Annotated in this window: 24 protein-coding genes and 1 riboswitch; of the genes, 14 read left to right on the top strand and 10 right to left on the bottom strand. The window is 47.2% G+C overall.

Translation table 11 applies throughout. The features are described from left to right. Position 1 precedes the first annotated feature (1 nt). Positions 2-766: a DUF3450 domain-containing protein gene (locus tag Q4491_RS12120; protein WP_192013893.1), complete on the bottom strand. Its 765-nt coding sequence runs from the start codon at positions 764-766 to the stop codon at positions 2-4. A gap of 250 nt (positions 767-1,016) precedes the next feature. On the opposite strand from Q4491_RS12120, the gene Q4491_RS12125 reads away from it, so the two are divergent. Together Q4491_RS12125 and Q4491_RS12130 are read left to right on the top strand one after the other, a co-directional pair. After that, the gene (locus Q4491_RS12125) at positions 1,017-1,478 is read left to right on the top strand and encodes a hypothetical protein (protein WP_303457775.1); all 462 of its coding nucleotides are present in this window, start codon (positions 1,017-1,019) and stop codon (positions 1,476-1,478) included. A gap of 230 nt (positions 1,479-1,708) precedes the next feature. Beyond that, on the top strand, positions 1,709-2,350 hold the full coding sequence (locus Q4491_RS12130) for a hypothetical protein (protein ID WP_218385483.1): 642 nt from the start codon (positions 1,709-1,711) through the stop codon (positions 2,348-2,350). A 306-nt stretch (positions 2,351-2,656) separates the two neighbouring features. On the opposite strand, the gene Q4491_RS12135 is transcribed toward Q4491_RS12130, so the two are convergent. Then, entirely contained in the window at positions 2,657-3,145 is a 489-nt protein-coding gene (locus tag Q4491_RS12135; RefSeq protein ID WP_192013897.1) for a hypothetical protein, read from the bottom strand. A gap of 613 nt (positions 3,146-3,758) precedes the next feature. Here Q4491_RS12135 and Q4491_RS12140 point away from each other — a divergent pair. Further along, on the top strand, positions 3,759-6,347 hold the full coding sequence (locus Q4491_RS12140; protein WP_303457780.1) for a family 20 glycosylhydrolase: 2,589 nt from the start codon (positions 3,759-3,761) through the stop codon (positions 6,345-6,347). Between the two features lie 73 nt (positions 6,348-6,420). On the opposite strand, the gene Q4491_RS12145 is transcribed toward Q4491_RS12140, so the two are convergent. After that, positions 6,421-6,771 carry a VOC family protein gene (locus Q4491_RS12145; RefSeq protein WP_303457782.1) on the bottom strand — a complete coding sequence of 117 codons (351 nt, stop codon included), beginning with the start codon at positions 6,769-6,771 and terminating at the stop codon, positions 6,421-6,423. Positions 6,772-6,964: 193 nt separating this feature from the next. Further along, positions 6,965-7,062, top strand: a riboswitch (TPP riboswitch). Positions 7,063-7,162: 100 nt separating this feature from the next. Here Q4491_RS12145 and thiD point away from each other — a divergent pair. The 7 genes from thiD to Q4491_RS12180 all read left to right on the top strand — a co-directional run bounded on the left by thiD (position 7,163) and on the right by Q4491_RS12180 (position 13,521). Then, positions 7,163-8,044 carry a bifunctional hydroxymethylpyrimidine kinase/phosphomethylpyrimidine kinase gene (gene thiD, locus Q4491_RS12150; protein WP_192013903.1) on the top strand — a complete coding sequence of 294 codons (882 nt, stop codon included), beginning with the start codon at positions 7,163-7,165 and terminating at the stop codon, positions 8,042-8,044. Further along, positions 8,044-8,835, top strand: coding sequence for an ABC transporter ATP-binding protein (locus Q4491_RS12155; RefSeq protein WP_192014530.1), 792 nt, complete (start codon positions 8,044-8,046; stop codon positions 8,833-8,835). The genes thiD and Q4491_RS12155 overlap by 1 nt, the downstream gene beginning before the upstream one ends. Positions 8,836-8,863: 28 nt before the next feature. Then, the gene (locus Q4491_RS12160; RefSeq protein WP_368393506.1) at positions 8,864-9,643 is read left to right on the top strand and encodes an ABC transporter permease; all 780 of its coding nucleotides are present in this window, start codon (positions 8,864-8,866) and stop codon (positions 9,641-9,643) included. A gap of 27 nt (positions 9,644-9,670) precedes the next feature. After that, on the top strand, positions 9,671-10,612 hold the full coding sequence (locus Q4491_RS12165; RefSeq protein ID WP_192013907.1) for an ABC transporter substrate-binding protein: 942 nt from the start codon (positions 9,671-9,673) through the stop codon (positions 10,610-10,612). A 42-nt stretch (positions 10,613-10,654) separates the two neighbouring features. Next, entirely contained in the window at positions 10,655-11,317 is a 663-nt protein-coding gene (tenA, locus tag Q4491_RS12170; protein WP_303457786.1) for a thiaminase II, read from the top strand. 177 nt (positions 11,318-11,494) lie between these two features. Then, positions 11,495-12,157, top strand: coding sequence for a TrkA family potassium uptake protein (locus tag Q4491_RS12175; protein ID WP_192013911.1), 663 nt, complete (start codon positions 11,495-11,497; stop codon positions 12,155-12,157). After that, complete coding sequence (locus Q4491_RS12180; RefSeq protein ID WP_192013913.1) at positions 12,154-13,521, top strand: TrkH family potassium uptake protein; 1,368 nt, start codon at positions 12,154-12,156, stop codon at positions 13,519-13,521. Before Q4491_RS12175 ends, Q4491_RS12180 begins: the two co-directional genes overlap by 4 nt. Here Q4491_RS12180 and Q4491_RS12185 read toward each other — a convergent pair. Beyond that, positions 13,518-14,120: a TetR/AcrR family transcriptional regulator gene (locus tag Q4491_RS12185; RefSeq protein WP_303457788.1), complete on the bottom strand. Its 603-nt coding sequence runs from the start codon at positions 14,118-14,120 to the stop codon at positions 13,518-13,520. The two genes, Q4491_RS12180 and Q4491_RS12185, sit on opposite strands and share 4 nt — an antisense overlap. Positions 14,121-14,224: 104 nt before the next feature. Here Q4491_RS12185 and Q4491_RS12190 point away from each other — a divergent pair, with 104 nt between their 5' ends. After that, the gene (locus Q4491_RS12190; RefSeq protein ID WP_218385497.1) at positions 14,225-14,839 is read left to right on the top strand and encodes a glutathione S-transferase family protein; all 615 of its coding nucleotides are present in this window, start codon (positions 14,225-14,227) and stop codon (positions 14,837-14,839) included. Positions 14,840-14,989: 150 nt separating this feature from the next. On the opposite strand, the gene Q4491_RS12195 is transcribed toward Q4491_RS12190, so the two are convergent. From Q4491_RS12195 to Q4491_RS12215, 5 genes are all read right to left on the bottom strand, one after another. Beyond that, positions 14,990-15,535 (bottom strand): YaeQ family protein, encoded by a 546-nt coding sequence (locus tag Q4491_RS12195; RefSeq protein WP_303457790.1) that lies wholly within the window; start codon positions 15,533-15,535, stop codon positions 14,990-14,992. A 35-nt stretch (positions 15,536-15,570) separates the two neighbouring features. Then, entirely contained in the window at positions 15,571-16,035 is a 465-nt protein-coding gene (locus Q4491_RS12200; protein WP_192013923.1) for a hypothetical protein, read from the bottom strand. 51 nt (positions 16,036-16,086) lie between these two features. After that, on the bottom strand, positions 16,087-16,401 hold the full coding sequence (locus Q4491_RS12205) for a GIY-YIG nuclease family protein (RefSeq protein ID WP_218385502.1): 315 nt from the start codon (positions 16,399-16,401) through the stop codon (positions 16,087-16,089). Further along, positions 16,394-17,071: a YceH family protein gene (locus Q4491_RS12210; protein WP_218385504.1), complete on the bottom strand. Its 678-nt coding sequence runs from the start codon at positions 17,069-17,071 to the stop codon at positions 16,394-16,396. Before Q4491_RS12210 ends, Q4491_RS12205 begins: the two co-directional genes overlap by 8 nt. Positions 17,072-17,221: 150 nt before the next feature. Further along, positions 17,222-18,169, bottom strand: coding sequence for a diguanylate cyclase (locus Q4491_RS12215; protein ID WP_192013927.1), 948 nt, complete (start codon positions 18,167-18,169; stop codon positions 17,222-17,224). A gap of 266 nt (positions 18,170-18,435) precedes the next feature. On the opposite strand from Q4491_RS12215, the gene Q4491_RS12220 reads away from it, so the two are divergent. From Q4491_RS12220 to Q4491_RS12230, 3 genes are all read left to right on the top strand, one after another. Next, positions 18,436-18,888, top strand: a complete 453-nt coding sequence (locus Q4491_RS12220; RefSeq protein WP_192013929.1) for a DUF3069 domain-containing protein — start codon at positions 18,436-18,438, stop codon at positions 18,886-18,888. A 162-nt stretch (positions 18,889-19,050) separates the two neighbouring features. Beyond that, complete coding sequence (locus Q4491_RS12225; RefSeq protein WP_303457795.1) at positions 19,051-21,447, top strand: fatty acid cis/trans isomerase; 2,397 nt, start codon at positions 19,051-19,053, stop codon at positions 21,445-21,447. A 165-nt stretch (positions 21,448-21,612) separates the two neighbouring features. Continuing rightward, positions 21,613-22,434, top strand: coding sequence for a DUF2797 domain-containing protein (locus tag Q4491_RS12230; RefSeq protein WP_192013931.1), 822 nt, complete (start codon positions 21,613-21,615; stop codon positions 22,432-22,434). A gap of 69 nt (positions 22,435-22,503) precedes the next feature. Here Q4491_RS12230 and Q4491_RS12235 read toward each other — a convergent pair whose 3' ends face one another. Continuing rightward, positions 22,504-23,142, bottom strand: a complete 639-nt coding sequence (locus tag Q4491_RS12235; protein WP_192013932.1) for a RimK/LysX family protein — start codon at positions 23,140-23,142, stop codon at positions 22,504-22,506. Positions 23,143-23,188 lie beyond the last annotated feature (46 nt).

Genomic DNA, 23,188 nt, shown 5'->3' on the forward strand with positions numbered 1-23,188 from the left:
ATCAGTTAGCCTCCAGATTGACAGATACAGGAAGAGAGATCAGACCGGGAGCGATTTGTTTCGACGCCATTGCAAAGGCTTTATCCAACTCAGTACCAGCCTGAGGCTCTAATGATTGCCATTGATGAGCACCGTCATTCCAGGCCCAGTAGCGCTGACCGTCGAGGCTACGCGCCACAAAAGCCACACGCCCGAGATACAGCAGATCGGCTTCAATATTTTCCGTGGTACTCAGGGCCAATTTACCCTGATAGACACCGAGTTTAGTACCGTAGTCCATTTCAATCTGGTAAGCCTCCAAAATACGACGATACTTTTCGGCATCACTGATATCGGCCTGAGCCATCATGAACTCCAGTTTGGCAATCCGTGCCAACCGTTGATCACGTTTGATAGGTTTGTCATCTTCAACCACAGATTTCAGACCATCTATCATCTTATACATCAATGGCACTACACCCTGGCGAGTTTCTTTAATGCCTGAAATCTGTTCACTTAAGCTGCTTTTTTCTGATTCCTGACTATCAACCAAGCGAGCCAGATGATCCCGATAGACAAGGAGGTTTTTCACTTCTTCCTGAAGGGCTTCAATTTCAGCCTTCATTGAAAGCGTTGCATCTGCACTTTTATCAATCTTATTCTGGCTTTGTTCGGCAGACTGATTGATTTTGCTCTCAATATTGCGGGCCGCATCGAGTGTACTGGCCCCCGCATTTATGCTCAGACCGAGTGCAATCACGGCCAGACTGGATTTCATCATGTTCATCTTGGAGCAGTTACCTTAAGTATCTGTTCAAAAAGCAAGCCATTGAGCCAACTTCCCATAACTAGTCAATTACTCATTAAGCTGAGTGACTGGTCACACATCTTAGTTGAAAACAAATCTCATTTAAACTATAAAATCCGGAAATTTTGCTTCCGCTAAGCCCATAGCAGCACGGATCAGATCAAGCCGAATCACGCATTAAAGACAATCCGAATCGAAGACAGTGACCTGAAGAAACGAGGAAGATATAATGCGCCGGATTATCAGTTATTCGGAAAGTAAAGTGTCCAATCTCTCCATTGAATCGATTCAACAACAACTGTCTGACTTAGGCTTCCGTCCGGAAGGGATCAGAATCGTGACGGTTTCAGCAATGACCTCAGAGTTATTAGAAACTTGCACAACCCAAGAAAACGAATGTTTTTATAACTCTTACATGAATGTCATTTATGGTAAGGGAGAGCGCTACGTGCTTGGATTTCGCTGTGAAGATCCAATCGTTGATCATGCGATCATTCGCTCAGGGGATCTGTATTTCGACCCAACGTTACAGGCAAACGGCGACTTCACTTCCTATCAGTTTGCGATACTCACTGAGTTCACTGTCTTCGACATGATGAACCATGCAAAGTCTAATAAAGACTTTCCGCCAGATGTTGACTATCTCTTCAGTAAAGCAAGCAAGTTCAAAAACGTTATCGCTGCCAAATAGTATAACGGGTTGGCCTGCTCTGGTGCCTTTCCCTCTTCAGTGAATATTCAGTAAAACTTTGAGCTAATGCTCAAAGTTTTATTATTCACCTGACTTTTTAACGTTAATCCATGAGATTTTGTGCGTTGTGTGGCATAAATGTGCTTTGTGGCTCAGTTTATCTGCATCTGCGTATAGGCTAGTTTTTAGATATTTATCAACTGTTAACGATTAATAGGAAGGAATAAAGCATGAAGCCTTTGGTTTACAGTCTGATCGGTTTGTCTCTGGCTGGATGTAGCAAGGGCGTACTGGTATCTATTCCTGAAAACTTACAATCTACCGAATTGCCGGATACCGGTTTCTTAGTAGGTAGCATTGGCGCATCAACTATCTGGCCGTCTACAGGTGAAAACTTAAAAACAACACTGTATTTTAGTCGAGCCGACACAGAGCAAGATATCACTGTTTCTAACAACAATGATTCCAGTGATTTTCGCAGCCCCACGACGACAAGCTCTTTATTTTCTGTCCCCCTGCCGTCAGGAAACTATCTGCTACATACAATTACCTTTATTGGCACTGACGGCCGAAAAACTATCCATACCCAAACCGATAAACGACTGGACTTAACGTTTTCTATCCAGCCAGGTGAAGTCACTTACCTGGGTGAGTTTATTGCCAGCAGTAAAGTGTCCAGAAGTTCACTCTGGAACACTGATTATCCCAACGGAAGGGGTTATCTTACGCATAGCTATGCAATAGAAAGAGACCGTCACTTTTTCTACGAGCGTCACCCTGAACTCTCCGGAAAGCATTTCAACACTGTGACTTTAAAAGTAAGCCATTCTCAGCTCTTAAAATTTCAGCCGCAGTCCGGGCCAGAAAGCTAAACCTTACTTGTAACCTCTTTCCTTTTTAAACAATTATTACCTTTAAATACAATATGTTACTTGCAGCCCTTTGCTCATATTCAGGACAAAAAATTACCACAAAAAAACCACATTGAATGCTTGACATTGTCCAAGACGATACAGGTTCTGGGGTCCGGCCATTTCCCACAGAGTTATGCACAGCTTTTGTGGATAACGATTCGAGATTTAAACATCAAGCGTTTACAGTGTGTACTTTCAAAGCAAACTGGTACAAAAAGGCCAGACGTCGTGTCTGGCCTTCGTGTTCATTATCCGCAATTGGGTTTATTCAATTGCTGAGCATTCTGCATCTTCAATGCTCAAATTCGAGTTCAGACCAAATTGATCAAGATACTGCACTGCTGTTGGGTAGAAACCGGCATTGATTGCATCTTCAATACTGCTTAAATCAATTTTATATGTTTTCAGGCCAATCTCTGTAAGCTCAGTGGGAAGGCAACTGGATGTATCGCCTTCTTTAAAGCAAACTCCCGATGTTTCCGGAATTTTTGCGCAGCCTGAATCAGTCACAGATCCAACAGCATTGACCAGATCATCACGAGTGCCAAAAGGTGCATTCGCAGGTAAATCTACATTGAGATCTTGCAGTTCTGCCCATGTGTGGTAACCATCAGGTACACCGGTCAGGTTGGTCGTGCTGGCACTATGAATCGTAAAGACTTCGACCTTGCCCTCGACCAAATTTTCAATTGTTTCTTCATCACAGCCAGCCAGGGCCAGTAATGAGCATAAAAGTACTGCTGCTCTTGTCATTTTATTATCCTTTGTCGTATCAGGTTGTTGCCGGGAGAGTATCTTCTACAGATGAGCGGAAATCCACTTCTAATCGCGAAACTGATAGCTGGCTGCCATTTTTACAAGGCGATTGATTTGTTACCTGAATGGATTTAAATGTTACCTGTAAGTTGTCGCTTTTATTAACCGCATCTTGCTAGTACCATAGTGAAATGGCTGTCTAATACATTTCGCCAAACGTCAGAGTCGTTATATATCTCCGAATATCATGATGATTTTGCCGAAAGTTTGTACCATTTTATGTGCCAGCATGATTACTCTGTTGAATGAATCTCTTATCAGTTTGATACAAGCGAGTAATATTTTATGGCGCGCAATAACCACTCATCACACTGATATTTCAACTGCCAGAAATGCCCTGCCGAAACAGTCAATAGCTCCCGCTCCGCTTGAAATAAAATCTCCATCACGAATAGCTGTTTAATTTATGTACAAAAAGTATGCTTTATTAGGCATTGCTGCCAGTTTTACTATCTTTTTTTGAATTAACCACTATTGATATTTTTATCTGTCAGATCTTATGGTTAGGCTAGAAATTGTTTATTTCGCTCATCAAAAAAAGGAACCTAAGATGATAAAAACGTCAGTATTAGCACTTGCATTGTCAGCTGTATTTGCTGCACCTGCGATGGCTATTCCTGCTGCAGACCTGGACCAGCTTGGCCAGGGATTGGATGTGACTTACACCGTTTTGGATAACACTCAGGATGACTGGGTCACTTTCCGCGCTAAAATCGATTTCACAAACCAGAGCAGTAAAACATTACCAGCGACAGGTTGGTCAATTTACTTCAGCCATATCCGTATGGTTGAAAGTGTCTTAACCGACCAGGTGAAAATCAGCCATGTCAATGGTGATATGTTTAAGATCGAGCCAACCGCAAACTTTGTGCCTCTGGCGCCTGGACAATCGCTTGCCATTGAGTTTGACGCTGCAAACTGGCAGGTAGCAAAAACTGACGTTATGCCGAACTGGTATTTTGTGTCTGAAGATCAGGGACAGAACATCACATCACTGATCACCAGCACCAGTAACCGTGTTAATGGTCTGGTACCCACCAAGCCATCAGAAGAACTCCCATTCGTGGCTGATTTTTCAACGCCACAGCAATGGAAACGTTATGGAAGTGCTGCCATAACCGACTTTTACGATCCTTTTACCGCACAAGACAGATACCAGCGTAACGCTGATCTCAATGTCATCAACAATGCCAGCGGCGTTATTCCTACTCCAGCCGAACTGACGCTTGGCACCGGTGATATCACACTGGATTCAACCTGGGTTATCGTCTACGGCAATGGATATGAAGATCAGGCCATGTTCCTGGCCAGTCAGTTAGGTGTAACTGCAGTACCCTGGTCGCCCACGACGCAAAAACGTATCAATATGGGCTGGAGCCAGATCAACATCAATGGCGTGCAAAAATGGGAAGAGGCTTACAGCCTTAACGTCGACGCCGCGAACGAGATCATCACCATTGGGGCGGCGGATACAGCAGGTGCATTGTATGCTTCCCAGTCTTTATTGCAGTTAGTCGACGGTAATAAAGTCCCTGAGGTGCAGATTACTGATGCGCCTCGTTTTGCTTACCGTGGTTTTTCCGTTGATGCCGTCCGAAATTTCCGTACTAAAGATGCGATTATCCAGTTGCTCGATCAAATGGCCGCATTCAAACTGAACAAACTCCATCTGCGTCTGGCTGACGACGAAGGCTGGCGCATAGAAATTGCAGGCCTGCCTGAACTGACAGATGTTGGCGCAACACGCTGCCATGATCCGGAAGAGAAAGCCTGTATTTTACCTTTCCTGGGTGCCGGTCCGGATGGTTCACCTGAATCCAACGGCTATTACACTGCCACGGACTATCAGGACATTCTTAGCCATGCCGCAGCCCTGAATATTGAAGTCGTGCCTGAGATCGACATTCCCGGCCATGCACACGCCGCAATCAAGGCGATGGAAGCCCGCTATGATCACTACGCGGCTCAGGGGAACATGGCAGAAGCGAACAAATACCTCCTGACCGACTTTAACGATACCACTCAGTATCTGTCGGTTCAGATGTTCACAGACAACGCCATCAATGTGTGTATGGAATCGTCTTATAACTTTGTTGATGCAGTGGTTAGCGGCCTCGTCAGCCTGCATCAGGGAGTTCAGCCACTCAAAACGTTCCATTTCGGCGGTGACGAGATTGCAGGAGCATGGATTAACTCCCCGGCCTGTCAGGATTTCATTGCCAATAATACTGATGGAGTCAACAGCGTATCGGATCTGAGCCGTTACTTTGTCGAACGTATTTCTGTGATAACTGCCAACTATGGTCTGGATATGGCTGGCTGGGAAGACGGGCTGATGCACGATGGTCAGGTTTACCCTCGCTCACAAATGGCAAACAACCAGCTTTGGGGTAACGCATGGCAGAATATCTGGGAATGGGGTGTCGCGGATCGCGCATATAATCTGGCCAATAACGACTATAAGGTCGTCTATAACCATGCAACACACCTGTACTTTGACCACCCGTATGAGCCCGATCCAAACGAGCGCGGCTACTACTGGGCACCACGTTTTACCGACACTCGTAAAACCTTTGGTTTCATGCCTGACGACGTCTTCGCCAATGCTGACTTCACTCGCGCCGGTGCACCAATCACCAAAGCAGAAGTGGTTGCTTCGGCGGGTGTGAAAAAGCTGCTCAAGCCTGAGAATGTTCTGGGCCTTCAGGGATCGCTCTGGGCCGAAACAGTCCGTACCGAAGACCAGTTTGAAGGAATGATCTTCCCTCGCGTGCTGGGTTTGGCTGAACGCGCATGGCACACTGCGACATGGGAAGCTAATGACAACGCAGGCATTGCACTGGATGAAACCGGACGCAACGCCGATTACAACCATTTCGCCAACCTGCTGGGCCAGAAAGTGCTGCCTAAACTGGAGCAAGCTGGTATCGCGTTTAACCTGCCGGTTCCAGGCGGTGTTATTGAGAATGGTGTACTTCAAGCTAATTCGACTTTCCCGGGTCTGACTATTGAGTACTCTACAGATCAAGGCACGAGCTGGCAGTCGTACGACCATCTCAACCCACCCGCTGTCGCGGCAGGTGCCCAGCTGAGAACCGTTTCAGGTCAGCGAACCAGCCGGGTAACAACGGTTAACTAAGACCATACAACCGACACACAGAGCTCCTTCGGGAGCTCTGTTTCATTTTAATGCTGACGATCTGGCTCTAATCTTATTCTGACCATACCGCCAGTTCATTACCGCTTGGTTCAGTGAAGTGAAAACGCCTGCCGCCCGGAAAAGAAAAAACAGGTTTCACAATCACCCCGCCCGCAGCGATCACAGCCTGTTCGGTGGCTTCTAAATTATCGCTGTAAATAACAATCAGCGCGGCACCTTTCTCAACCTGAGAAGACAATGGCGCGGCATAAAATCCCCCATCCAGCCCCTGTTCTGAAAATGCGGCGTATTCATCACCATAATCCATGAATGACCAGCCAAAAACGCGCTCAAAAAATGCCTTTGTCTTGGGTATATGACTGGCTGGAAATTCAACATAATTGATTTGATGGTGCTTTTTCACTGGCTTTGCTCCTTTATAGCTGATTTCAATATACATAATCTACAACGAAATCTTAGCTGAGTTTGCATCGGTCAACTCACTTGTCATCAAATTGGTGTAATTCTTTTGCTTTCTGAGAAACAACAAGGTTAGAATGACCAGCGCGAAAAAGTGCTTAAATGTATAGCTTCAGCACATCGCATCAGATTTAGAGATACGTTAGTCGGGGAGCCGTAAGGCTGAGACCACACTGTGGGACCCGTTGAACCTGATCCAGTTAATACTGGCGTAGGGAACTAGCAGAATTGCCTGTCACCTTCTCATCCTGACCAGGATGCTCGCGAAGTGAAATCCGGCGACTGTTCGTCACCCCTGCGTAATCAAGCGAAGATTTTGATAGCAAGGGATGCCGATGAACACGTCCACAATAACCAAACTTTCTCAGTCAGATAATCCTGCACGTACCCCAATTACACTGACCATTGCCGGTTCAGACAGCGGTGGCGGAGCGGGCATTCAGGCAGACATTAAAGCGATTTCAGCAACAGGTGGCTATGCCTGTTCCGTCATTACTGCGCTGACGGCGCAAAATACACTGGGTGTATCCGGCATCTTTCCTGTCAGTCCAGCGTTCGTTGAACAGCAATTGGATGCCGTTTTCAGTGATCTCGACATCCGGGCCGTCAAAATAGGTATGCTGAGCGATGCTGGCATCATTCGGGCAGTCGCAAACAAACTTCGCCAGTACCAGCCTGAATTTATCGTTCTGGATCCTGTCATGGTGGCCACCAGCGGGGATCTTTTACTGGAAGAAGACGCTATCAGCACACTGAAAAATGAACTGATACCTTTAGCCACTCTGATAACCCCCAACCTCCCAGAAGCCGTCACACTCACCCGATCGACAGGCCAGCATATCAACACATCAGCCCTGCAGCATACCGATAAAGAACTGCTTATCGAGCAGCTCAAAACCATCAGCAGCAATGCTGTATTGCTGAAAGGCGGACACTGGGAACAGGACTCATTCAGTACCGATTATTTGATCACAACCAGTGACACCGTCACTATCTCAGCCAAGCGCATCGCGACCCGAAACACCCATGGAACAGGGTGCACTTTATCCGCCGCTATCGCCTCCTACCTCGCACAAGGCTGCCCCCTCTCTGAAGCCGTCCATAAAGGTAAAGAGTACCTAACCCAAGCACTGTGCCATGCCGATCAGCTCAGCATTGGTCAGGGACATGGGCCAGTCCATCACTTCTACGCACTTCATCCGTCAAGGAATAAATGATGAATACAGCGAAGCCCTCACCTGACACTCAGCCTCATTGCCTGGGTGTCAGGGTAAAACAGCTGACATTGTCTTTTTCAGGTCAAACTGCCCCTTTATTCAGTCAACTGGATTTAACACTTCAGGCCGGAGAATGGCATTGTATTCTTGGGCGGAGTGGCTGCGGTAAAACCACACTACTGCGGCTTCTCGCCGATCTGTTACCTCAAGATGTGGCATGGCAGGGCGAACTCTTCACATCGGATGCCCGGAGTATGAGTGATCGCGTCGCCTATATGGCGCAACAGGATCTGCTGCTGCCCTGGTTAAATGTACTCGATAATGTCTGCTTCAGTTTCAGGCTTAAACAAGGTAAAGCCAGTGAAGCCGTGCAGGAGCGTGCAATCCAGCTTCTCCAGCAGGTCGGGTTAGGTGAAAAGCTGCACGCCCGTCCATCACAACTGTCAGGGGGAATGCGACAACGCGTCGCGCTTGTACGCACCTTAATTCAGGACAAGCCACTGGTTCTAATGGATGAGCCGTTTTCCGCCCTGGACGCCGTGACAAGATATAAACTCCAGGATCTCGCCGCTGAGTTGCTGGCTCAGCGTACTGTGCTGCTTATTACCCATGACCCTCAGGAAGCACTAAGGCTGGGTCATCACCTCTTTTTAATGCAAGGCAAACCGGGCCGGTTAACGCGCTTGTCCGTTCCCGAAGGCACACCGCCGAGAGCAATCAATGCAGAGTTGGCTGTAAAACAACAGGCCATTATCGAGCAACTTTCCGGTCTGGGTGAGCGCTATGTCTAAAGAACTCGCAGAGAAACCTGCTGTAGCAATGATGAATATCCGCCCCTTTTTTCATCATTCCCTGAGCCGTCTGGCAATCAGCTCTGTGTTTCTGATCGGTTTCTGGCAAGGTATTGTCAGCCTGTTTCAGCTTCCCGGCTTTATTCTTCCTGAACCGCTCGCCGTATTTCGCAAATTAATTCAGCGCCATGATGTTCTGCTCAGCCATGCCAGTGTCACTATCAGCGAAATTATCCTGGGGTTAGCTTTCGGGCTTGGCATTGGTCTTGTCTGCGCGCTATTGATGCTTCTTTTTAATCCGGTTAAACGCTGGCTGTTACCTCTGCTGATCGCCAGTCAGGCCATTCCCGTTTTTGCTATCGCCCCTATTCTTATGCTCTGGCTGGGCTATGGCATTGCATCCAAAGTGGTGATGGCGGCCATTATTATTTTCTTTCCGGTTACAACTTGTTGTTACGACGGCTTGCGACACACACCTCAGGGCTACTTAGATCTCGCGAAAACAATGAATGCCACAACATGGCAAATGTTGTGGCATATCAGGCTGCCGGCGGCTCTGCCTGCCCTGGCATCGGGTATACGGGTTGCCGTGGTGGTTGCACCCATTGGCGCTGTTGTCGGTGAATGGGTTGGCGCCAGCGAAGGACTCGGCTACCTGATGCTGCAAGCCAACGCCCGCATGATGATTGATGAAATGTTTGCCGCCTTGCTGATTTTAGCCGGGCTCTCTGTGTCGCTGTATTTTGCGACAGATTACCTGCTTAAACGCGCTATCCCCTGGCTGCCAGAGAATGGCCAGTCACAATAAATTTCGCATTAGATAAGGAAAAAATTAATGACCAACTTACCTGCCCGAAGTGCAATTGCGCTCGCCATTGCCAGTTTTGCCAGCCAGGCTCAGGCAAAAGAAATGACCTTAATGCTGGACTGGTTTGTCAACCCGAATCACGGCCCTATCATTATTGCGCAAAAAAACGGTTTGTTTGAAGAGCAAGGTTTAAACATTAAGATTCAGGAACCCGCAGACCCTTCCATGCCGGCCAAACTGGTCGCAGCAGGAAAAGTGGATTTGGCGATATCTTACCAAACCAGCCTGACGATTGATGTGGCTGCAGGGCTGCCGCTAATCAGAGCGTCAACGTTAATCGCAACGCCGCTGAACACTTTGATGGTACTTGATAATAACAAGATCAATACCATGGCTGATTTGAAAGGGAAAACGATTGGTATCGCCATTGCCGGTAATGAAGAGGCAACCGTCGGCACTATGCTGAAAACAGCAGGCGTCAACTTCACTGACGTTAAAATCGTTAACGTCGGATGGGCACTTTCCTCATCGCTCGCCTCCGGTAAAGTTGACGCTATATGGGGCGGATTACGCAATTTTGAATCTAACCAGTTGGCACTGGAAGGATATAAAGCCAAATCTTTCTTCCCGGAAGAACATGGTGTACCTCCCTACGACGAACTGGTGGTGGTTGCCAATAAAAACCAGTACAACGCAGAAGATCTGAAAAAGTTTAATCTCGCCATAGAGAAAGCCACACAATATCTCATCAACCACCCTGATAAAGCCTGGAAAACTTTCATTTCCTATTCTCCTGACACACTGAATAACGAGTTAAACAAACTGGCCTGGCGCGATACGTTACCTCGCTTTGCTCTCCGCCCTGCTGCCGTGGATCAGGAGCGCTACAACCAGTTCTCCGCGTTTATGTATAAACACAAAATTATCGACAATGCACCGGCAGCAAAAGACTTTGTGCCCGCCTTTTGATTCAGCCTTTACCCGGACTTATTGACAGGGATGGAATAACAGATGAAATATCAAGATTTAATTCAAACCTGCCAGGATGACTGGCAAGCATACACTCACCACCACTTCGTGGCACAACTGGCACAAGGGTCGTTAGATTCGGCGGCCTATTTACATTATTTGAAACAGGACTTCCTGTTCCTGAAACATTATGCCCGTGCTTATGCCCTTGCCATTTATAAAGCAACGACACTGGAAGAAATGCGCCGTCCTCTGCCCAGTTTACAGGCGCTTATCGGCAGTGAAATGCATCACCATGTGACCTATTGCCAGCTGTGGGGGTTAACTGAGTCTGACATGGAAGCCGAGGCTGAAGATGTAGGAACAGTAGCCTACACACGGTATGTATTAGACACAGGTATGGCCGGTGATCTTACTGATTTATTTACTGCGCTGGCCCCGTGCGCGATCGGCTATGCCATGATTGGCGAAAGGCTGATACAAGATCCAGACACCCGTATTCAGGACAACCCATACGCCAGCTGGATTCAGTTATATGGTGGCGATAGCTTCCAGCAAGATGTGCAAACCAGTATCCGGCACCTGAACAACCTGCTTGAGCCAGTACCACTGTCAAGTCCTCGAGGCCAGCAACTCATCAACATTTTCCGAACGGCCACCCGGATGGAAATTGCTTTCTGGCAACAAGGTCTGGACGCCGTCTAACTCAGTTTGTGGAAGGGATTGGTATCGATCCCTTTTTCATGCACTCGTGTGAAGGATATTCGGTTTCACGACAATTTCTCTTTTAAATTCAGATTACAAGACGGCTGGATTCACAGATCTGGCCTATCTTGTATACATGCTTTGTTTCCGTGAACACACTATTTGCAGGGCAGCAGCATGGCAGCAGAAAGTAAGCAAGTCGCAGTCATCGGACTAGGCCGGTTTGGTATGGCGCTTTGCTATGAACTCAATCAGCAAGGTGCTGAAGTTCTGGCTATCGACATTAATGAAGATCTCGTGCGTAAAGCCGCTGATCATGTCACTCAAGCTATCGTCGCCGATTGCTCTAATGAAGATACAGTTTCTGAGCTCAAACTGGATGATTACGATATCGCTATGGTGGCGATTGGAGATAACGTTAACGCCAGTATTCTGACGACTCTGATTTTGAAAGAATCTGGCGTTAAGCTGGTTTGGGTCAAAGCGAAAGACAGGTATCACGCAAAAATTCTGCATAAGATTGGCGCAGACCGTGTCGTTATGCCGGAAACAGAAATGGGGCAACGCATTGCCCGTATAATGCTTGATACCCGTATTTTCCATTACCTCGAACTGGGCAGCGGACTGGCCATTGCCGAAGTTGTGGTGCTAACCACTATGATGGGGCATCCGCTTTCTTCCCACCCCTGCTGCCAGGGACAACACACTCACCTTTTGGCATTAAAACGAGGACCAGAACTTCGCCCTCAGCCTGAGAAAGACACCAGAATGGAAATCGGCGATATTCTGATCATCGCTGGTCCTGAATCAGAACTCAGCGAATTGTTTAAGCGCATATGAAGGGCTTTGCTGGCAAAGGCGGGATATTTCACCTTAAAACACCGCATAAGCAATCACCCTGGTCTGAACCTAGAATAATTATTGTCAGCTTTCTTTCAATCCTGCTGCCTGCCTCGGTATTGCTGACATTACCCCTCTTTTCTCAGACAGGATTAAGTTTTGTCGATGCGCTGTTTACCGCAACGTCAGCCATCAGTGTCACAGGGTTAGGCGTTGTCGATACCGGTACGCATTTCACGCACAGTGGAAAAGTGCTGCTGATGATTCTGATGCAGATCGGGGGACTGGGACAGATGACCTTGTCAGCCGTGTTGCTTTACCTGTTCGGCGCGCGACTCAGTCTCAAACAGCAAGCTGTCACTAAAGGCGCTTTAGGACAAGAAAGCTCGATCAATATTCGTCGTCTGGTCATCCTCATCATACTTTTTACGTTAGTTGCTGAAACGGTAGGAACCCTCATTCTGGCTATCAGATGGGTGCCTGAATTTGGTTGGTCCGAAGGGCTTTTTACTGCTGTATTTCATGCCATTTCTGCGTTTAACAATGCCGGCTTTTCACTGTTTCCTGACAGCATGACAAGGTATCAGAACGATACCCTGCTTCTGATGACTGTCTCTCTGCTGTTTATCTGTGGTGGCCTGGGTTTCACTGTGGTTGCTGACTTGTTCAGGTGGTCAAAAACACGACATCACAAACTGCGTTTGCATTCTAAACTCATGCTGGTTGCGACCCCGACTCTGCTTTTGTCCGGTACAATGTTGTTCTGGCTACTTGAAAAGAATAATCCCGCCACACTGGGTCACTTACCAACCGGTTTGCAGTGGATGAATGCATTCTTCCAGTCAGCAACCGCCAGAACAGCCGGATTTAACTCTGTGGACATCTCGCACTTTTCGCAACCAGCACTTTTGGTCATGATGGCCTTGATGTTGATTGGCGCCGGGTCGACATCAACAGGCGGGGGGATCAAAGTATCCACTTTCGTTGTGGCTATAGTGGCGACAATCACCTTTCTGCGTCAGCAGAACAATGTTGTGCTATTTAAACGAACAATTGCCTGGAGCACGGTGCTCAAATGCCTGGCAATTATTGTTGTCAGCGGCTTAATACTCATACTTGCCATGTTTTTACTAATGCTGACTGAGAAGGCTTCCTTTGATCGGGTAATGTTTGAAACAATTTCTGCTTTCTCAACCGCGGGGTTAAGCGCAGGATTAAGCGGATCACTGTCGGAACCGGGAAAGGTCATTATGGTTGTTGTGATGATAACTGGCCGTATCGGTCCGCTTACGCTGGCTTATCTGCTTGCAAGACCGACGACAACACAACTGAAATACCCGGAAGATAACGTCTATGCGGGTTAATGGTATTTGTTACCTGCCTGATTCTGCAATGTCAGCAGACCAAGCAGCACACTGACGCCGTTATCAACCAGCTCATACTGACGGGCTTTCCCCAATACACGGATACCCTGCATTTGCATCACCAGAAAATGGCTGAATTGCTTCGCATCTGTGCTCATGCTCCATTCGCCCTGTTCCTGCGCGTTTTGAATAGCAGTCTGAAACCGCCCGGCCAGTGTATTGAACAAGACTCCGCCCGACGCCAATACAGTCTCATCGCAGTGCGCACGTTCGAGTAAGGCATTTTGCATAAAGCAACCGCAAGTCTGCTCGCGCTGCAATGACGCAAACCGCTTCAGATAAGCCACAATGTCCTCATACCCTGCATTTTCATGCAGCAGTTTATGAAGAGGAGGAAATGACACTTTCTTCAGGTAATAATCTAAGGCTTCGCTGAATAAGCTCGCTTTATCTGTATATGTGTTGTAGAGACTGAACCGGTTAATCCCCAGACACTCAACCAGATCCGATACGGATGTATCCGCATAGCCTTTCAGCCAAAAAAGCTCCATGGCCTGAATAAGCTTCTCTTCTCTATCAAAATTTTTGGTCCTAGCCATCTTCTTATCTCTCAGGGTGCTATTTTTGTACTGTCACACTTGACGTAAAGCACTTCAATAACTTAGATTCTATTCTAACTGATCATTCCGTTAAAGGAAAAACCATGAAAATCTATGAACTAGCCCCATCCCCAAGTGCTCGCCGTGTCAGTATTTTCCTTGCGGAAATGGGCATTGACGTTGAACGGATTTCAATTGATATTCGCGGCGGTGAAAACTTATCGGACGCTTTTCAGGCTAAGAGTCAGAATGGACTGATACCTGTTCTTGAACTCGATGACGGCACAACGATTAGCGAGTCTGTCGCCATTTGCCGGTACTTCGATGAAACTCATCCCAGCGAAAATTCCTTGTTTGGCAATACCCCGCTGGAAAAAGCGCAAGTGGAAATGTGGCAAAGAATCGTGGAATTGAAGGGCTTATTTGTTGCCCTGCAAGCTTTCAGAAATATTACCGGCGTCTACAAGGACAGAGAGACCTGTGTGGAATCATGGGGAGAGGTATCACGTCAGCGGTTAATCGCATTTCTGCCTGTACTGGATAAACGGCTGTCTGAGTCGGCGTTTGTTGCCGGAGAGAGATTTTCCATTGCCGACATTACGGCATTCGTTATGTGTCACTTCATGGAAAAATTACATATTACCGTGGATGGCTCCCTACCGCACATACAGGCCTGGTTGCAGGCAGTGAGCCAGCGGCCTTCTGTGAGCCAGCAATAAGAGACGGTTATCATTGGGCTTTCTGCCGCCAGCACAACTAACGTACAAGTCAGCATCACTTGGAAAGAGTTGAAATCGACGTGTGAGAACGTACCTGTTCTTATGCCGAGCAATGAGTGGCGAAGTGCCACTCATTGCTAGTCAGCAGGTTCATTCCCCGCGCTGCCACCACTGCGGTACTATTGTACAGTTGGCTGTTTCACTCGACAGCCAGCAGAGCTCACCTTCGATGGTTAGCTGGAGCTGCATGGTTCGTTCTACCATGCCTTCCAGGCATTCGAGTACGTCATCTTCAATGAAAACCACGGATACATTTTTTAATTGGGCCGCCTTGGATTTCATCGACTGCCACCAGACAGGGGCAGCGTTATCACCATAAGCGTAAATCACAACCTGCTCTGCTTTCTGCGAGGCACGGCGAAGCCTTTTTTCATCAGGCAACCCGAGTTCGAGCCAAAGCTCAATGCCGTCATGCAGGTTTTTTACCCATAGATCGGGTTCATCTGTGTCACATAAGCCTTTTGTAAAAACCAACGCCTCATCGGCATGTAAACCCCACGCCACTAAACGCAGCATTAAGCGTTGCAACGTTTCTGAAGGATGGCAGGCCAGCGTATGCGAACCGTCGAGATAACGACCCCGATCGAGATCGGCGACATTGATATGTGCTTTGTAAATGGTGGCTTTCAGAGCCATATTTGGGCTTCTCAGTAAAAATCAAAATGAAATATTCAGTATCGCAATGCTGCAAAGCGTTGATTCATCGCTTCAAGGGCATTGGCAACCTGTTGACATTCCAATGTTACACGTTCATCAGAGAATTCACTAAACCCATTTACATAATATTCTTGCGAATTGGCCAGTTTCGATTGCCAGGCAATCAAATCGACTTTAGGTAGTTGCTTTTTCACTACTAATCGCCCGGCCTGAATATATTCTAAGGCAAGGCGGGAATATTCAATGTATTGATGATTAACCTGCGTTCGCGTTTGTTCCATGCTCCGAGTGCATGCTTGCAACACTGCGTCTTTTAACATAAAAGTCGTGTACAAATTGATTAAACGTTGTGCATTTTCGCTCAGTGGCTGGCCAGGTACCGGATGTGCGGTAATGCCCGCCGCATAGGAAGGAACAGTAATGGTTGCCGTCAGCAGGCTGACGCCCAGCAATCTATGATAAATCCATGATGATTTCACGAAAATCCCCTACTTCTACGCAATGACAATAATCTCGGCACGCTCTTTTAATCAGAGCGCACCAACAAAGTAGTCGGGGAATAGCTCAGCAATGGCGATTTTTTCAGCAGCCAGCGCCTCTTTCGTCGATTTAGGCAATTGCTTTATTTTATATTCAAGCTGCATCGCATTGCGCTTATCCCCAACCCGTGAGTACCAGGCAAGTGTCAAGGGGCCTTTTCCTTTAAGGAAACGCGCCCCTTTCTTACCGGATTGGTGTTCGGAGTAACGACGGAAAACATCCGTCGTTACTCCACAATATAGGCGATTACAGCGTGTACGTATTAAATAGACGGACCAGATTGGTGCAGGATCACGCTTATTCACATAACTCTCTGATTTTATCTTTCAGTGCTGATACTTCTTCTCTCAATGCAACAACTTCGCTCTCCAGCAGCGCTAGCCTGTCTTCTACAACATCACTGTATGAACTGTCCGACACATGATCAACGCTGTCTGCGACATCGGAAGAGACACCCACAAAGTCATCACCACTAAACAGGTGCATGTATCGGCTATCGCGCTTCCCGGCTTCACGTGGCAACCTGTGTACAAAAGGCCCTTTACCACCTTCAGCCAGCGCAGTAAGCACATTCTCAGCTTCCTTCACATCAGCAAAGTGGCATAAGCGATTAGTGCGGGTGCGAATTTCTCCTGCCGTCTGCGGACCTCTCAACAGCAACACACAGATAATGCCCTTTTCTTGTTCAGAGAACTGCAGTGTGCTGAATTCAGTATTGCAAAATCGGTGCTGGTATTTAGCCACACGGCTGCCAAACCCTGTTATTTCCTGAATTAAACGCTTTGATTTCAGACTCTCAAGCGTGTCCATGACCACTGCTTCATCAAGCGACATGACAGGGTCACGATTGCTTTTTTGATTGCAGGCAGTCGTAAGAGCATTCAGGGTTAATGGATACTGATCCGGTGTTGTGACTTCTTTTTCCAGCAGACAGCCAATCACTCGGGCTTCAATGTGGGTAAGAGACATATCCATACTTTTTATCCTTTCTTCTTATCAATATCTGGCAACTATGCCGACAGGCATGATGTGAAGAGAGATTAGCATGGTCAAATAATCCGACAAGCGGAAACGTCGCCATCAGGTCAGATGGTGACCAGAGTCAATGTGTTAGCCGTTGCATGATCAGGTAAATTCAGCGGCAATGTAACAATTTCGGCCTTGCTCTTTTGCCTGATAAAGAACTTTATCAACAATTTGATAAACATATTCAGGTGACTCCAGCCCGGTTGGCGTCCAGGAAGCCATACCCTGGCTGACTGTGATTATCTTTGCTGTCGGGGAATACTGATGCGGAATTTCCAAACTTTCTATACATTGTTTCAGCCGTTCGCATTCTTTCACTGCCCGAGACTGCTCACAATGACTCAATAAAACAACAAACTCTTCACCGCCATAACGGGCAACCAGCTCACCTGCCCGGCTAAAGTTGTCTTTAAGCTCTTTCGCAACTAACTGCAGACAGCGATCGCCTTCTAAATGCCCATAGTGGTCGTTATAAGATTTGAAGTGATCGACATCGATCATAATCATGGTCAGCGCTTGATTATTTCGGCCATGCAGCGCAATAAATTCGGCCAGTTTCTGATCGAGGTACCGGCGATTAGCAATCTTAGTCAGCCCGTCTTCATTAACTTGTTCAGACAGTTTTTCATTTGCCAGCCTGAGTTGTTCAGACGCTGATTTCAACTGATGCCGCATATTCGCAATACGTTGCATCGCTTTGAGTTTCGAGACCAGTACGGTTTTATCGACTGGCTTCACCAAGTAATCATCTCCCCCCATGTCAATGGCTTTTGCAATCATTTCAGGTTCTTCATGACCACTCAAAAAAATAATCGGCACCCATTCGGTATGCTGAATACGAAGCTGCCTGACAACCTCCACCCCATCCATATCGGGCATGCTGATATCCATCAGTACCAGATCAGGTTCAAAAGCAGGATAGCGCGCAATCGCTTCGACACCAGACCCAACGGCTTCCACGCTATGGCCAAGTCGTTGCAAACGTATTGCCAATTGCAGGCGCTCAACCTGAACATCATCCACCAGCAATATCCGCATTGCGTCCATCAGGTTATCCTATTGAATTTATTTAGCATTGGCTTTATCCATTTATAGCACACAGAGTTGGCTGCGTGACTTATCATTACTCAACACCGGTCACAACCTCTCAATTTACTTCCGCATCTGTGCTTGCCAGTTTTGGCCTTAACATCACATTGTAAATACCTTGGTCAGTATCTCTACATCCAACAGGAAAAAGTCATCTATATTGACTTTTGGTGCCATGTCATTAGGATTCGCTTCCTTTACTTTTTACATGCTTAGGAATTTGTATGTCTGAGATTGAAAAACAAGACCTGGATCAGGTTGAAAACACAGAATATACACTGGACGATTGTTCACCTGAACTGCGCCAGGTTGTTGAATTCGAAAAAGTGCCTGACGAACTGCTCAACATGCTGATCAATGTGTATAAAGTCTCAGAGACGACATCACGTGAAGCGTGGGATGAGCTGCCTGGCAGCGCGCAAAATATTTTAGACAACTTTGAACAATTTCATGCACTTGTTGCATTAAGCCAAAGCTATGCCGGTGTTGATTTTCTGACCGAAATGCAAGAAACACAGTTGCCGGATCACATGAGCGAAGAAGAGCAAAGTGAATACAAAGCAGTACTTCTTGATAAAGTGCTGCGCAATTGTGTTAAAGACCTGTGCAAGCAATTAAAACAGGCTCGCCGTCATCCGCCAATGAAGAAAGAGTTCCAAGCTATTTTCAATCAGTAACATTCAGGGAGCATCATGCTCCCTGCCCTTTCCTGTTCTCCCAGAAAGTGCAAAACTGACGGCCATCAACAGCCTTATCAATCGAACGTTGTTTATATGAGTTCTTGAGATAACCGACTCTTTGCTTATACTTATTGCTTTTATGGCAGATATTTATCTCATATGACTGTTCATTTATCCAAACTGACTCGACGTCCGTTGTTACTTCTCCTGGGGTTGATCGTATCCGGTTGTGCAACCTATGCCGGGTTTAATCTCGACCAGATGTACGGCAAGCCTGCGCCTCAGAAAAGAATTCTGCCTGCTGAAACAAGCCTGGCTCAACGGTATCTCAATGAAGTCAAACCTTTGGTGGAGAATCGCTGCGTAGTTTGCCATGCCTGTTACGATGCGCCCTGTCAGTTAAAAATGTCCTCCGCCGAAGGCATAGACAGAGGGGCAAACAAAGAAAAAGTCTATCAGGGCACCCGTCTGATTGCTGCTAACACAACCCGTATGTTCGTGGACGCCCACAGCACTGAAGTATGGCGCAGGAAAGGATTTACAGCAGTACTTAACGAAAGAGTGCAAAGCTCAGAGGCCAATACGCAGCTCAGTGTAATCTCCAGAATGTTAATGCTGAAACAAACCCATCCCCTGCCTGATGAGCAGGTACTGTCTGGCAACTGGGATTTCTCCCTGGACAGAAATGAGCAATGTCCGACCATTGAAGAAATGTCAGCTTACGAGCAGAGTTATCCTCTATGGGGCATGCCGTACGGGCTACCTAAGCTAGCAGATGATGAAAACCAGATTCTTATGGACTGGATTGCTGCCGGTGCGCCGATGGCAACGCAATATGAGACGCCTCAGGCAGTAAAACCTCAAATAACGGAGTGGGAAGCTTTTCTCAATGCAGATGATTTAAAACATCAGCTTACCGCGCGCTATCTGTATGAGCACTGGTTTGTTTCGCATCTCTATTTTCCCGATGCTGAGCAATCAGCTGAGCACCCCCCATTTTTCAGGATTGTACGTTCACGCACAGCACCAGGAAAACCGGTAGATATCATTGCCACCCGTCGTCCCTTTGATGATCCTGGCGTTAAGCGCGTTTATTATCGAATCCTGCCGGTTCGGGAAACCATTATAGACAAAACCCATATGCCATTTGCCCTTACCGGCGAACGTATGGCTCGCCTGAAAGCACACTTCATTAAACCAGACTATACAGTGAGCGCCTTGCCCGGTTATACCCCGGAGCTTGCTGCTAACCCCTTGCTCGCCTTTGAGCAGTTGCCTGTTGGTGCCCGTTACCGGTATATGATCGACAATGCTCAGCACACTATCATGGGGTTTATCAAAGGTCCTGTCTGTCGGGGTCAATTAGCTCTGAATGTTATCAATGACAGGTTCTGGGTTGTCTTCGTCGATCCAGATATCGCTGACTCACCGCAAGTGGCAGCCTTTTATGCCACTCAGGCCGATAATCTTCGCTTGCCGGCAGAGAAAAACAGCACCACCCTGCCACTGCATAATTGGGTGACATACTCAAAACAACAAGGACGGTTTCTTAAGGCAAAAAATGCCTATCTCAATGATGCTTTGAAAAATGGCCAGCATCTGACGACCGATTTGATCTGGGATGGAGATGGCACCAACGACAACGCTGCCCTTACTATTTTCCGCCATTTTGACAGCGCAACCGTAGTTAAAGGCTTGGTGGGTGAACACCCCAAAACCGCTTGGGTGCTTGACTATTCACTGATTGAGCGTATCCATTATCTTCTCGTTGCCGGGTTTGATGTGTACGGCAATTTTGGCCACCAGTTACTGACCAGGATGTATATGGATTTCCTGCGTATGGAAGGTGAGTCAAACTTCCTGTCGCTCCTCCCTCCTGCAACGCGTCGTGCGGAACTTGCCAACTGGTATCAGGATTCGAACCAGAGCCTGTTGCATTATCTTGAAGGTGATATCAACGACTTCTCACAGCCGTCGGGTATTGAGTATAAAACGTCAAATCCCAAAGCCGAGCTGTTGGGAATGCTGCAGACCAAGCTCAAAGATGTCGATCAGAATAACACCCGTTATTCACTGGACAATGTGCAACTCAGTAAAGCGAGTCTCAATCAGTTACGTGCTTTAGCCCGGATACAAGGTCGCCAGGCCACGCTGTTTCCTGAACTGACCTTTATCATGATTGAGCCAGCAGAGCCAAATACACCACCGCAGTTGCTGACCCTTGTGCGTAACAGCGCGCACAAAAACATTTCAAGTCTGTTCGACGAGGAGAAAAACCGATTACCGTCTAACGATAATCTGACACTGGTTAACGGTTTGCTTGGCAGTTATCCAAGCGCTTTCTGGCATATCAGAGAAACTGATCTGCCGGATATTGTTTCGCAAGCGAAGAGAATCTACAGTGAGCAGGATTACCGGGCACTGTTGAATAACGTCGCCGTACGTCGAACTAATCCTGCCTTCTGGGCATTCAGCGATAAGTTAAATCAAATCAATCGCCAGTACAGGCCAATTGAAAGTGGCTTGCTGGACTATAACCGCCTGGAAAACCGTTAATTCAATACGGTTTCTGAACCGGCCCAAGTGAAGCGCCCTAACGTTGATCCACAACGCTGCAGGCTCACTTCACCTGGGCCGGTTTTTCTTGTTGAAGCCTGAAATGGTACACTCACCCTACAGGGGCAAAGATCCCATATTAAGCAATGTAAGCAGAGAATTATCATGCAAGGTACATTAAGTAAAATGCGTTCATCGCTTGGCGATGTCGTCAGTTATCAACTGCTGGTTGGAGACCAAACCCTCGATCTGAACCCGTTGATTGGTCAGCACCTGCAACTCACGTTCAGCGGCAATATTTTCTGTGATGCCTGCGGAAGAAAGACGAAAAAGAGCTATTCGCAAGGCCATTGCTTTCCGTGTATGAAAAAACTGGCTCGCTGTGACATGTGTGTAATGAAGCCTGAAACCTGCCACTATGCGCAAGGTACATGCCGGGAGCCTGAATGGGGTGATTCACACTGTATGGTGCCTCACTATGTTTACCTGTCCAATACTTCAGGCCTTAAAGTTGGGATCACCCGTCATAGCCAAATTCCGACCCGTTGGATTGATCAGGGGGCCACACAGGCTTTACCTATACTAAAAGTGAAAAACCGTCATCTTTCCGGGTTAGCTGAAGTTGCCTTAGCTGAATTTATTGCCGATAAAACCAACTGGCGAGCAATGCTGAAAGGAGATGCAGCGTCGATCGATTTGACCGCGGAAGCAGAAAAACTGCTGCCAGCGATTGAGGAAAAGCTACAGGATTTGTTACTGCATTTTGGAGCAGATTCCATTGAACGTCTTAATCAGGACATAGTCGAGATTGCTTACCCGGTTAGCTTGTATCCAAAGAAAATACAGTCGCACAATTTCGACAAAGAACCTGTTGTTGAAGGGATTTTACTTGGTATCAAAGGGCAATATCTGATATTCGACACTGGTGTTATCAATGTGCGTAAATTCACCAGCTATGAAGTCTCAGTTCAGACAAGATCTGCGTAATCGCACTGAGCCAGGCAGTTTATGGCTGCCTGGCTCACTGTCATCAAGACTGTGTCTTGCCGCGCATCTTCATTTCTTCTTTTTAGGCTGAACAAAGTCACGGGTTGAATCGACAATCGCCACGTCTTTTGTGAAATTCTCACCAAGCACAACATCTTTGCCTTCCACTAATGCAAAATCGGTTAGTGCGTTAAGATCACCCAGAATGGTTCTTACCTGGACAATGGCTGATTTAGTGTCCTCTTTTCCCGACCACCGGGTCACGGGTAATTCGAAGTCCATACCGCGAGCAGTAAATTTGACCCATTCATTACCATCACGCTCGAAAGGAACCAGTGAGGTCACACCAAGAGTCGATGCTTTTTGTTCCTGGTTAATCCGTACTTTCACGAACTGCTTTGCCGGACTCAGCCACACCCACTCGTGCTGACCCAGGATCAACTTGCCATCGCGCGTTTTCACTTTCTTTGGCTGCGCCTTAACGGCAGGGGGCTGAGTGTTAGCTGTTTGAGGCGTGGTTTCCGCAGGCGTGACAACAACCGGTGCGGACGGAACCACCTTAGCTGATTCAGATTGCTTCTCCGGCACTGACGTTATGGATTTATCAGTTTGAGCCACGTCCACACTCTGATCTGAGGTCTGAGTCGAAGGAGAAGACACACAACCCGACAGAAGAGATATTACAAACAAAAAGAGCAATTTTTTCATACGGCTGCCACTAAAGGTCGAGAATACGCGCATATTGTAAACAATT

It is taken from the genome of Photobacterium sp. 2_MG-2023 (genome assembly GCF_030547675.1).
Lineage (GTDB): Bacteria > Pseudomonadota > Gammaproteobacteria > Enterobacterales > Vibrionaceae > Photobacterium > Photobacterium arenosum.